Here is a 12429-nt window from a genome sequence, read left to right as displayed (position 1 = left end):
GCCGGCCACGAACCGGCGGTCGTCGAGATCGGAGCACCACGACGATCAGTTTGACCCAGGAGAAACATGAAGAAGCTCGCACTGTGCGTGGCCTTGGCGGTCATGGCCACCGGCGCGATGGCCAAAGAGTGGAAGACCGTGCGAATCGGGGTGGACGCCAGCTATCCGCCGTTCGAATCCATGGCCCCCAACGGCCAGGTGGTCGGCTTCGACGCCGACCTGACCCGCGCCCTGTGCGCGAAGATGAACGTGAAATGCGTGTGGGTCGAACAGGATCTCGACGGCATCATTCCCGCGTTGAAGGGCAGGAAGTTCGACGCGATCGTGTCGTCGCTGACCATCACGGACAAGCGCCGCGAGCAGATCGACTTCTCCGACAAGCTGTTCGACGCCCCCGCCCGCATGATCGCCCGGACAGGTTCACCGCTGCTGCCCACGGCGGCCTCGCTAAAGGGCAAGCACGTCGGCGTCGAGCAGGGTTCGACGCAGGAAGCCTATGCCAAGGCATGGTGGGAGCCCAAAGGCGTGACCGTGGTGCCCTACCAGAATCAGGATCAGGTGTACGCCGACCTCGCCTCGGGGCGTCTCGACGCCGCGTTGCAGGACGAAGTGCAGGCCGACGCCGGCTTTCTGAAGACGCCGCGCGGCAAAGGCTTCGGCTGGGCCGGCCCCGAAGTGAAGGATCCGAAGACGATCGGCGAAGGCACGGCCATCGGCCTGCGCAAGGACGACGCCGAGCTGAAGGCGATGTTCAACCAGGCGCTGGCGCAGGTTCATCAGGACGGAACGTTCAGGAAGCTCGAGAAGCAGTACTTCGACTTCGACATCTATCCTGGGCATTGAGTCCGAAGCCGGGCTCTGACACAGAGCCCGGACACCGGAAGCAGCACCCACGAAACTCGGGGCACGCCCGCATGGGCTTTCACGAGGCTTCGTAATACAGTCGGCAGTAGATTCACCCGTAGCTTCACCCCAAGAGTCGAAAAGCGCGCTGCAAGACCGGCAACGGCCATGCAGTCATGATTTGCACAGCGGTGCGCTGTGCGCCGCCGGTCACAGCGAGCCACCAGCTCGCGGCAAACGCGGCGCAGAGTTGGCCGCGTCTTTCGCGGTGTGTCGCAAACGCATCGTCAAGGACCCCCTATGTTCCTTCAAGGCTACGGCCCGCTGCTCCTCAACGGCACCTGGCAAACCGTCAAACTGGCGGTGTTGTCGCTGGCGTTCGCTTTCGTGCTGGGCCTGCTCGGCGCGGCGGCGAAACTGTCGAAAAACCGCATCTCGAACGGCGTAGGCACCGTCTACACCACGCTCGTGCGCGGCGTGCCCGATCTGGTGTTAATGCTGCTGCTGTTCTATAGCATCCAGATCTGGCTGAACAACCTGACCGACCTGCTCGGCTGGGATCAGATCGACATCGATCCGTTCGTGGCCGGCGTTGCGGTGCTCGGCTTCATTTACGGCGCGTACTTCACCGAGACCTTCCGCGGCGCGTTTCTCGCCGTGCCGCGCGGTCAGCTCGAAGCCGGCTCGGCTTACGGCATGACCGGCTGGCAGGTGTTCACCCGCGTGATGTTCCCGCAAATGATGCGCTTCGCGCTGCCCGGCATCGGCAACAACTGGCAGGTGATGGTCAAGGCCACCGCGCTGGTGTCGATCATCGGCCTCGCCGACGTGGTCAAGGCTTCGCAGGACGCGGGCAAGGGCACGCTGCGGTTCTTCTTCTTCACCCTGTTCGCAGGGGCGATCTATCTCGTCATCACCACAGTGTCCAACTTCGTGCTGATGTACCTCGAAAAGCGTTACTCGACCGGCGTGCGAAAGGCGGATCTATGATCGAGATCATTCAGGAATACTGGCGCAATTACCTCTATACCGACGGCTACCGCATCACCGGCGTGGCGATCACGCTGTGGCTGCTGGTGGTGTCGATCGGGCTCGGCTTCTGCCTGTCGATTCCGCTCTCGGTAGCCCGCGTGTCGAAGAAGAAGTGGCTCGCCGGTCTCGTGTGGCTGTATACGTATATCTTCCGCGGCACGCCGCTGTATGTGCAGCTGCTGCTCTGCTACACCGGCTTGTACAGCCTCGAGATCATCCGCAATCACGAGCTCACCAACGCGTTCTTCCGCGACGGCATGCATTGCACGCTGCTCGCTTTCACGCTGAACACCTGCGCGTACACCACCGAGATTTTCGCCGGCGCGATCAAGGCGACGCCGTATGGAGAAATCGAAGCGGCACGCGCTTACGGCATGTCGTCGTTCACGCTGTACCGGCGCGTGATTCTGCCTTCGGCATTGCGCCGCGCGTTGCCGTACTACAGCAACGAAGTGATCCTGATGCTGCATGCCACCACCGTCGCGTTTACCGCGACCGTGCCGGACATCCTCAAGATCGCGCGCGACGTGAACTCCGCCACGTATCAGTCGTTCAATGCGTTCGGTATCGCCGCCCTGCTCTATCTGTGCATTTCGTTCGCGCTCGTGTGGCTGTTCCGCCGCGCCGAGCGCCGCTGGCTCGCTTACCTGCGGCCGCAAGGCAAGTAACCCAAGGCACCGCGCCTCAGTAAGTCAGCACGCCCAAGGATTCAGATGAACACCAAGAAGCAAAAGCTCTTCGTCGATGAGCTTCACAAACAGTACGGCGACAACGAAGTTCTCAAGGGCGTGTCGCTCCGGGCCAACGCCGGCGACGTGATCAGCGTGATCGGCTCGTCGGGTTCGGGCAAGAGCACGATGCTTCGCTGTATCAACTTCCTCGAACAGCCGAACTCCGGCCGCATCTTCGTGGATGGCGAAGAAGTCCGCACGCAGATCGGCAAGAACGGCGCGTTGCGCGTGTCGGACCCGAAGCAGTTGCAGCGTGTGCGCACCCGGCTCTCGATGGTGTTCCAGCACTTCAACCTGTGGTCGCACATGAACGTGCTCGAGAACATCATCGAAGCGCCCGTGAACGTGCTGGGACTGAAGCGCAAGGAAGCCGAAGAGCGCGCGCGCGAATACCTGGAAAAGGTCGGCCTCGCGCCGCGCCTCGAAAAACAGTACCCGTCGCATCTGTCGGGCGGCCAGCAGCAGCGCGTGGCGATCGCGCGCGCCTTGGCCATGCATCCGGATGTGATGCTGTTCGACGAACCGACCTCCGCGCTCGACCCCGAACTGGTCGGCGAAGTGCTCAAGGTCATGCAGACGCTCGCCGAAGAAGGCCGCACGATGATCGTCGTCACGCATGAAATGGCGTTCGCGCGCAACGTGTCGAATCACGTGATGTTTCTGCATCAAGGCCGCGTGGAAGAAGAAGGCCATCCCGACGAAGTGTTCAGGAACACGAAGAGCGAACGGCTCAAACAATTCCTCTCCGGCAGCCTCAAATAACGGCCCACGAATAACCCATTATCTGGGCTGTAGTCGAAGTAGTATTACAAGGCGCTTACCGGCGCCTTTTTTGTTTCGGTGACCTGTGCATTCTGGCGTTTTCGGCCACGAAAACCGCCTCCCACCCGCCTCGAACCCTCGCCTTTCCGCCTTACTCTGCCGCATCTAAGGCGTCAATAGTGGCAATCCTTAACGCTACCCGTGCCGAACCGTGATTCCCTTGTCGCATAAGGGTTTTCACGATTTTCGCCGGTGTTGCGACGGGTCGTCGCCCATATTCTTATTGCAATTTGGAGACATCAATCGAGGCCGGTACTAATTTCTTCTCCCAGTGAAGTGTATTTTTGATAAATTAGTAACCAAAGTAGCAAAACAAAGTTCATTAAAAGTAGTTTTACTTCAAAGCACAGAGGAGAACCGGTCGGCGAGGGATCGGCATGACGACCAGATAGCCCCAAGGCTACACGTCACGGCAGGAGACCCAATCCACCCGCTAATCTCCCTGGTACCGATTTCTGTTCGGCGCAATTCGCGGCCGAGCACCATTCGCAGTACTGGGTTTCACTTTTTGACAGGGTATGGAGGAGAAGATGAAGAAAGCTTTGCTCGCCGCTGCGCTGATGACAGCCGGTGTTGTTGCGCACGCCCAAAGCAGCGTGACGCTGTACGGCCGCCTTGACGCCGGTATCGAATACATGACGGGCGTTCCGCAAGGCGTGGGTGCAAATGGTCAGGCAACTGGCAGCACGAACCGCTGGCGCGCTGAAAGCGGCGACTGGGGTACCAGCCTTTGGGGCTTGAAGGGCGTTGAGGACATTGGTGGCGGCAACAAGGTCCTGTTCCAGTTGGAAGGCTCCTTCAACACCATGACGGGTGCAGGCCCTGGCGGCGGCGGTCTCTTCAATCGTTGGGCAACTGTCGGCCTGTCGAACGACCAGTACGGTACGTTCACGATGGGTCGCATGCTGTACATCTCGAACGGCGTGTGGGACTTCGACCCGTTCGGTCAATCGAACTGGTCGTCGGCATCGCTGGTGCGTGGCCGCAACTGGCCGCAATCGAGCAACAACTTCGCGTACCAGTCGCCGAAGATCGCAGGCTTTGACTTCTACGGTCAATACGCGCTGTCGAACGCAACGAGCTGGAACGGCAACGGCACGACCCCGCAAGGTCGTGAAGCTGGCGCACAAGTCACCTACACGAACTCGCTGTTCCAGGTTCGCGGTATTTACGACGAAATCCGCAATCCGACTAACGGTACCCTGTACGGCCCGAACCCGAGCGCAGTCAATACGGCCAACGTCGGTAACGGCGTGTTCGCGGCATCGCGTGAATATTCGGCTCTCGTGAACGTGTTCCTGGGTCAGTTCAAGATTCAGGCTGCTTACCAGGCTGTCCGTTCGGCAGGTGCACAGAACGTTCTGCCGGGCCAGCCGACCACGCTCGATCACGAATGGGGCGGTGTGACGTGGCAAGCAACGCCGGCAGCGGCGCTGATCGCTGCGGTCTACCACGTGAACGGCAACAATGGCGCGGGCAACGCGACGATCTACACGGTCGGCGGCTCGTACAACCTGTCCAAGCGCACACTGCTGGACCTCCAGGTTGCAACGACGCAAAACAGCAAGACGGCTAACTACGGCCTGAATGCCAACAACGCAGGTACGGCAACCAGCACGGACAATCCGCTGCCGGGTCATAGCCAGACTGGCGTGTACGCAGGTATTCAACACTCGTTCTAATCGAACGGTGTTCCCCGGAGGGACTTCCTCCGGGGTGTAGTCAAGAATTCTTCAAGAGAATCTTTTTCACGCTGCTGCGAGAGGCGCGTATCGGTGCGATGTCCGCAAGGGTATCGCACCGTTTTTTATTTGAGCGGACGGTTTTGCCTTCTGCCTTGGCGCACCGCCTCGGTGCATGCCTGGCTCACGTCGCGCTTGTGAGCGCAGTGGGTTGATTCCGCCGCGCCCAGTCCCTGCTTCGAAGCGACGAAGTCAGGCGGTTCAAACCGCCGCTTCGTTTTCTTCGCCGGTGCGGATACGGATGACGCGCTCCACGTCGGCGACGAAAATCTTGCCGTCGCCGATCTTGCCGGTGCGCGCCGCGCCGATGATCGCGTCGATCACCTGATCGCACTGGTTATCCGCCACCACCACTTCGATTTTCACTTTCGGCAGAAAGTCGACCACGTACTCTGCACCACGATAGAGCTCGGTATGGCCTTTCTGCCGGCCGAAACCCTTGACCTCGGTCACGGTCAGCCCGGTGAGGCCGACTTCAGCGAGCGCCTCGCGCACTTCGTCGAGTTTGAACGGTTTGATGACTGCAGTGATGCGCTTCATGGCGGACCTCGTCTCGTGTCTGGAAGAGTGAAAGGGAAATGGATGATTTTTATTCTACGCCGCGCCGGATGCGTTGCGGCAATCCGGCGCGTGGTTTGGTTGAGTCCGCAGCGATCGGCCGAGAATTCGGCGCGGCTCACTCCACCGGTTCGGTGTAGCGCGACGTGATCGGATAACGCCAGTCGCGCCCGAACGCGCGATGCGTGACGCGAATGCCGATCGGCGCCTGGCGGCGCTTGTACTCGTTGATCTTGATGAGGCGCGTGACGCGTTTCACGTCTTCCACCGCGTAGCCCGCCGCGATGATTTCGGCGAGCGAGCGGTCCTCTTCCATGTACATGCGCATGATCGCGTCGAGGACTTCGTACTCGGGCAAGCTGTCCTGATCGGTCTGGTTCTCGCGCAGTTCCGCCGACGGCGCGCGCGTCAGGATTCGCTCGGGAATGATGTCCTGCTTGCTGAAGGTGGTCGCCTGGTTGCGGTAGTGGCACAGCCGATAAACGAGCGTCTTCGCGATGTCCTTGATGACCGCGAAGCCGCCGGCCATGTCGCCGTACAGCGTGCAGTAGCCCACCGCCATCTCGCTCTTGTTGCCGGTGGTCAGCACGATCGAGCCGAACTTGTTCGACAGCGCCATCAGCAAGGTGCCGCGAATGCGCGCCTGAATGTTTTCTTCGGTGGCGTCTTCGGCGCGGCCCGCGAATTCCTCCGCGAGCGAGCTGCGGAACGCGTCGAACATCGGCGCGATCGCGATTTCGTCGTAGCGCACGCCGACGCGGCGCGCCATCTCGGCGGCGTCCGTCGTGGAAATGTCAGCCGTGTAGCGCGACGGCATCATCACCGCGCGCACGCGGTCCGCGCCGAGCGCGTCGCACGCAACCGCCAGCACCAGCGCCGAATCCACGCCGCCCGACAGGCCGATCAGCGCGCCCGGAAAGCCGTTCTTGTTGATGTAGTCGCGCACGCCCATGACGAGCGCCGCATAAACCTGAGCCTCGATCGACAGATCCGGCGCGATCGCCGCGGGCAACGGCTTGCCGTTTTCGAATTCGACGATCGCGGTCGCTTCCTCGAACTGCGCCATCTTGGCGACCAGTTCGCCTTGCGCGTCGAGCACGAACGAGCCGCCGTCGAACACCAGTTCGTCCTGCGCGCCGACCATATTCACGTAGACCATCGGCAGGCCGGTCTCGCGAATCCGCGCGCGCAGAATGTCGAATCGCACCGCTTCCTTGTTCAGGTGATACGGCGAGCCGTTCGGAATCAGCACGACTTGCGCGCCCGCCGCCTTCGCCATTTGCGCAGCCGACGCATGCCATGCGTCCTCGCAGATCACCACGCCGTACTTCACGCCGTCGAGTTCGAACACGAACGGCTGCGGGTCGGACGCGAAGTAGCGCTTCTCGTCGAATACCTCGGTATTGGGCAAATCCTGCTTGCGATACGTGCCGCGCACTTCGCCATCCACGATCAGCGACGCCGCGTTGAACGTATCGACCGGCGGCACGCCGCGCTCGATCGGCGCGTTTGCATTACCATGGCCGTGCGCCACGTCACGGAAAGGATGGCCGACGATCACATGCAGGCCGGCGAACGGTTTCAGTTGCACAGCGAGGTCGGCCAGCGCCGCCGCGCTCGCGGCATAGAACGCGGGACGCAGCAGCAGATCTTCGGGCGGATAGCCGGAGAGCGCGAGTTCAGGCGCGATCAGCAGCTTCGCACCACCGTTGTGCGCGGTGCGCGCGGCGGCGACAATCTTTTCGACATTGCCGGCGAAGTCGCCGACGGTGACATTGATTTGGGCAAGAGCGATTCGGGTCTTCATGGCAGGATCGACAGGCAAGCCGACGTGGCTTGCGAGTACCGCGGCTGGTTAGCTCGACGGAATGGACAAATCGGATAAACGAACGACGTAGCGCCTGATGCGCCGCGCCGCTCATTGGGAACAGTCACACAGATTGAACCAGGAACGCTTTGATTATCGCACGGGCATTCTGGCGTCGCCCTCCGAGGTGGACGCCGCCGAATGGAATGCCCTCCTCGCCCAGCAGTCGCAACCCACGCCGTTTTTGCGGCACGAGTTCCTGAGCGCGCTGCATGCGACCCGTTGCGCGGTCGCCGATACCGGCTGGGCGCCGCAATTCGTCACGCTGACGGACCCGCGCACGGACAAGCTGGTGGCCGCCGCGCCGGTATACCTGAAGGGGCATTCGTACGGCGAGTACTTTTGATTATGTGGGCGCCAAAAAATTGCGCGACTGATTGATTGCCCATAAGTATTTGATATTACACATAAAAATAGGCCTTATCCTTATCTTTCTTTTCCGTGCATTTCTTGCCAGAATACGTTGGAGCACAAGCTTGGCTGGAGGCGTGGAAGATGGGGGCACTACACTGGACCGAGCCCGGCGCACTTGAAAGACATTGCTGGCGCGATGACGGTCAGCTGCGCATCGCCGCCAAGCAAACCATTGATGGACGAACGACCTATAGGACTTTCATCGTTGACGCTCATGCCTTAGGGCTAGTCCCCGGGGGGTGGCTGAGCGAGGCAATTGACGCTGCACCGAATCAGTTACATTTCGTGCAAGCAGCACCGCTCACCAAAACGCTGGTCGCCCTTGCTGAAAGCGGCGGAGTGCTGACCCTGCTAAATACCGAAGTAAAGCAACTGCTTGAAGAGGACGTAGTCACCGTCCTCGCCGCTGTCGACGCGTACCACGCTGTACGTTCTCGTTTCCCCGTCTCGGTGACGTATGCGCAAACCAGTCGCCATTTTCTCCTCAAACCCGTCAGTGCCATCGGCAACGGAACTTTGCTCTGCGACGTAGAGTACAAGACCGCTCTGACACGTCCATCGCCAAAAGCAAACGACACCCTCAGCGACCGCCCTCACCCGACACTGAAAGACTCCGAATTAGCGGCACCCGCAAGCGCTCTCGAATTCGCTGACATGGCGGACCTCGAGAGGAAGCAACTTGCCCATTTCACCGGCAGGATAGAAATCCTTGTGTCGTCATGCGTCGGCGTTCTCGACGCACACGACAGCATTGTCGCTTGCATCAACGAGACGAGAAAGTCGGGAGGTCTTGACGACCTAATACACCCCAAGACCTGGACTGCGCTTAAAAGCGGAACCGCGTACAAACAACACAAGCCAAAGAATATTCCCGAATCTGCGCAACTGGCCCTTGCAATACACATGCTTCAAGTATATGAACTGTGCAGACCGAATGACCACGTGAAGCTTGAACTGACAGAAATAAAGCAATTTACTCCTCTGTTAATTCGCGACACCTACGAAGAACGCTTCAGCATATTGTTAAGCGAATATTATCTTCCTCGGGTTGTAGTCATTGCATGCTTTGCAATTTTAATGCTTTCGACAGGTTGGAATAAAAGCACTGTCCTTACACTATCCAAAGCCCGGGTACAAAAAATTCCCAACGGGTACAAACTGTCAGGGTTAAAAGCGCGGTCAGGGCAAAATGAAACGGACATAGTTGATGCAAACGTCGACATAGGGAGAAAGCAGCATACGTCTGCCTCTCCAATAAAAACTCAAAATCTGCTCGATACCCTGGCCGAGCCAAAAGAGGATGACGCTCTCGATATATACGACATTCCATCCGTCAGGGTTATCGAAATGCTTCTACGGCATCGTGCAAACGTAGACAAATACGGTGAATCAGATACTGCAAGCCTATTTGTGACGCTGGCACTAGACCGACTGCGCTCCCGACATTTTCGGGTAGCCCTCGGTCATGAGGAAATCAAGGAATTTTGCGACTTCATCCATCATCCTCTCTTTCGTGCTGACGACCTGAGAAAGCAGTTTCATTCGCAATACCATCTGGCAAATAGACAAGACATTAGAATTACCCAGGCCAAAGCCAATCACGCAAGTCCACGCACCACGACTCGCTATGTCGATGGAACAGCGCTTCGCTTATCACATGAAGCAAATATCAAAGACTACGGCGACATCCTTTCGGCCGCATTCAAATATTCCGCCGGGCGGCTACATTTCAACGACAATTCCTCTGAGCGGAAAAGAAAGCTCGCCCGAACCTTATTGCTATTTCCATCCTCCCCGCAACATCCGGAAGATGGAAACTCCGTGGCGGATAAGTGGCTTGAGTCGCATGGAGCAATACCGTTTTCAATCGGTTTGCCAGAAATCAAGCATTGCATGTATCAGCGCGAGTATTACCGGAAGAACACCGCAAAGCTTATCTCGTCGGATGAGAAAAGATTCCAGCACTACCACCTTCCCCGAATTCTATTTTGCGAGGCGTTATATAGATTCATACTGAGCAGCCCACTTGGCGGCCAACTTCGGTCCTGCGAGGCAAACTTCAATGGATAAGACAACCCTCGAAAAATTCGATGAATCGTCTACGAATTCAACCGAACAAAAACACGATTTAGTCTCACTGGACGCGAGATACCTGAGTGATTGGGATGATAACGTGATCCGATTCGAGGCAAAAGATGTGGGCAGCAGAAACTCGAAAGTCGAGACTATTGACCTAAACGCTATGTATCTATGCAGTATAGGCGACATGGGAATGTACCGTCGAAGAGTGGTTCCCCTTGTGGACTTCCCGCAGTTCGCCATAGCCGTTAAAGTAGTCGTCAGACGCGTCCTTTGGGAAAGAACTGTCGAGATAAAGACTGAAGTAACAACTGCCGTCAACCATTGCTTAAGATTCTTTAGTTTTTTACTTGGACGCGGAATCTATCGTCTATCCGATGTGAATAGAGAAACTGTCGAACTCTACAAGCGCCGAATTTTACTTCATGGATGGTGGAAAGCAAGCTGCTATAACATGATGCTCCGGCGCGCAATTCGAATTATTAAGACTGACCAAACCCTACAGCTCCGAATTATCGGAAAGAGCCGACATACTAGCTTCGTAACGCTTTGCGTCGATGAATTGGAACAAATTATCGGACTTCCCATTCCAGCGCAATTGATTCCACGTTGGTTTTACCGCATTTTCGTAGAAATCACTGGAGACAAGCGCCCCATAGAGACAAATGATTTGGCTGTCATTGGCTCGTCGCACGGGTCATGCCAACTGGTCTTCGGTGCAATCAATAAGCTGTATTTCAGCGCGCGCAACTTCGATTCTCTATGCTTCAAGCCGTACCCTCGACCCGCCAGCATCGCCGACAGCTTCTTCGGCAGACCATCAGCCCGTGATGGACGAACAGACAATTTGTCTCTCCCCACGGTCGTCCAAATCATCGAGCAATCCTTGCGTTGGCTGTACGACTATGGCCCATCGCTCATCTCGATGCTGCAACGGGTACGCACTAGCCTTGAGGATTTTGCAGAGACCGCTCGAATTGGTTCATCTGATTACTATAGATATTTGAATCGCCTGTGCGAAGATGTATTCCAGGAGTTTCAGTCAATCCATCACTTACCTCTCAGCGGACCTTTGCGACCGGTATTTGGCGAGACGTCGATACGAACTCTTGTGGCTACGTTTCAGGTCGCGATGTTCTTCAACATTGATGCGTGCACCGCCCGACGCAGAAATGAATTGGTTGGTCACAACAAGGAATACGGCCTATATTTTGGATGTTTGCGCCGTATTAGCAATGACTCTGACGAATACAAATACGACGTTTATATAGAAAAAACCCATTTCGACTACGTAGAATATTGGGCACCCAATATCGCAGCAGAATCCATTCTCGCGCTTGAGGCTCTCGCCCAAGTGTTTCGACCACTTTTTACCGAAGAGTACCAATACGTAGACAACGTGGAAATGGCTCGCGGCCGTAAGCTCTTTTCATCTGTGAACTTTACGTATGTGGGCTTCATGCAAGAACGGGTTATCGGTTTCGACCTCCCAAAAAGAAGTGCTCTCTTCTTCAAACTTGCTGGCGTTAACGGTAAGGATATATTCGGCCGAAATCGGAACATTCTTCGGCGATTCTATTGCATCGTATACGTCAACCGGTATGACCATCCCGTCTTGGCTGCCCTCTGTAATCATCTTGACCACTCCAGCGTGCACCAGACAGCTATTTATGGACTCGACCCGCACGGGCGACAACCGGGTAAGAAGGCAGCCGAACTCCTCAAGCGTCTCAAAAACGCTGACCTAGCTTTTGAAAAGACGCTATCTGAAGTAAGAAAAGAGCATCTTGCCGATAAGGTCGTCCGCCTGCTTAGAGGCGAGAACATTGGTGGCTCTTTTGCGCGCCTCCTTCTCAAGCTGATGGCACGCCTTTCCGCCGATGCGGAATTCGTCGCTAGCCCTATCTCTGTTAAAGCAGGGATTGTCGTAGACACGGTGGACAAGCGTGGGTTCGCCTGCGTTGAGAAAGCGCACGGCATGTGCGTTGCCGGGGCAGCAAGACACACCATGCGTAAAGCTCACTGCTCAGACGGCGTGATGGTCCATCCAGAGCGCGCTAGTCCCAAGCTCTGCGATGGTTGCATCAATCTACTTACTGCGGAAGGCTATCGGCAACATCTTCGGTCCGAACGCGACACCCTACTCGAAGAAGCGAACAACATGTCACTGTCTCGGGAACATCGAAGGTGTCTGCGTAAAGACGCGCAAGAGATTGACTCGGTCCTTGAAGCGGACGAGACAATCGCCACTGGCAACCAAGAAATCGTCATAAAGTTGGTTAAGCACTGGTCGGAGCTTCAGGAGGAATCCAAAAAATGACTTCCCATATCTCACAGAGGT

General features: G+C 57.2%; 9 protein-coding genes and 1 pseudogene. 8 read left to right on the top strand and 2 right to left on the bottom strand.

Going from position 1 to position 12429, the window contains the following annotated elements:
* Positions 1–66: 66 nt before the first annotated feature.
* The 5 genes from P0D71_RS17955 to P0D71_RS17935 all read left to right on the top strand — a co-directional run bounded on the left by P0D71_RS17955 (position 67) and on the right by P0D71_RS17935 (position 5110).
* Positions 67–843, top strand: coding sequence for an ABC transporter substrate-binding protein (locus P0D71_RS17955; protein WP_408481361.1), 777 nt, complete (start codon positions 67–69; stop codon positions 841–843).
* A 300-nt stretch (positions 844–1143) separates the two neighbouring features.
* Positions 1144–1833, top strand: coding sequence for an ABC transporter permease (locus tag P0D71_RS17950; protein ID WP_091796240.1), 690 nt, complete (start codon positions 1144–1146; stop codon positions 1831–1833).
* Positions 1830–2543, top strand: coding sequence for an ABC transporter permease (locus tag P0D71_RS17945; RefSeq protein WP_091796242.1), 714 nt, complete (start codon positions 1830–1832; stop codon positions 2541–2543). The genes P0D71_RS17950 and P0D71_RS17945 overlap by 4 nt, the downstream gene beginning before the upstream one ends.
* A 45-nt stretch (positions 2544–2588) precedes the next feature.
* A complete protein-coding gene (locus P0D71_RS17940; RefSeq protein ID WP_091796244.1) occupies positions 2589–3368 on the top strand; it encodes an ABC transporter ATP-binding protein in 780 nt (259 codons plus the stop codon).
* 590 nt (positions 3369–3958) lie between these two features.
* Positions 3959–5110: a porin gene (locus tag P0D71_RS17935; RefSeq protein WP_408186081.1), complete on the top strand. Its 1152-nt coding sequence runs from the start codon at positions 3959–3961 to the stop codon at positions 5108–5110.
* Between the two features lie 261 nt (positions 5111–5371).
* On the opposite strand, the gene glnK is transcribed toward P0D71_RS17935, so the two are convergent.
* Both glnK and P0D71_RS17925 read right to left on the bottom strand, forming a co-directional pair.
* Positions 5372–5710: a P-II family nitrogen regulator gene (gene glnK / locus P0D71_RS17930; protein WP_006048444.1), complete on the bottom strand. Its 339-nt coding sequence runs from the start codon at positions 5708–5710 to the stop codon at positions 5372–5374.
* 136 nt (positions 5711–5846) lie between these two features.
* Positions 5847–7535 carry an NAD+ synthase gene (locus P0D71_RS17925; protein WP_091796247.1) on the bottom strand — a complete coding sequence of 563 codons (1689 nt, stop codon included), beginning with the start codon at positions 7533–7535 and terminating at the stop codon, positions 5847–5849.
* Positions 7536–7668: 133 nt separating this feature from the next.
* Here P0D71_RS17925 and P0D71_RS17920 point away from each other — a divergent pair.
* The 3 genes and pseudogenes from P0D71_RS17920 to P0D71_RS17910 form a co-directional block, all read left to right on the top strand.
* Positions 7669–7935: pseudogene (locus P0D71_RS17920) on the top strand (peptidogalycan biosysnthesis protein); the annotation flags it as partial.
* A 155-nt stretch (positions 7936–8090) separates the two neighbouring features.
* The gene (locus P0D71_RS17915; RefSeq protein ID WP_408481359.1) at positions 8091–10079 is read left to right on the top strand and encodes a hypothetical protein; all 1989 of its coding nucleotides are present in this window, start codon (positions 8091–8093) and stop codon (positions 10077–10079) included.
* The gene (locus tag P0D71_RS17910; RefSeq protein ID WP_408481357.1) at positions 10072–12408 is read left to right on the top strand and encodes a hypothetical protein; all 2337 of its coding nucleotides are present in this window, start codon (positions 10072–10074) and stop codon (positions 12406–12408) included. The genes P0D71_RS17915 and P0D71_RS17910 overlap by 8 nt, the downstream gene beginning before the upstream one ends.
* The last annotated feature ends 21 nt before the right edge of the window (positions 12409–12429 follow it).

This window comes from Paraburkholderia sp. RL17-383-BIF-A, assembly GCF_046028015.1.
GTDB lineage: Bacteria > Pseudomonadota > Gammaproteobacteria > Burkholderiales > Burkholderiaceae > Paraburkholderia.
The sequence above is the reverse complement of the archived record's forward strand: the minus strand, read 5'-3'. Positions and strand labels throughout refer to the sequence as shown.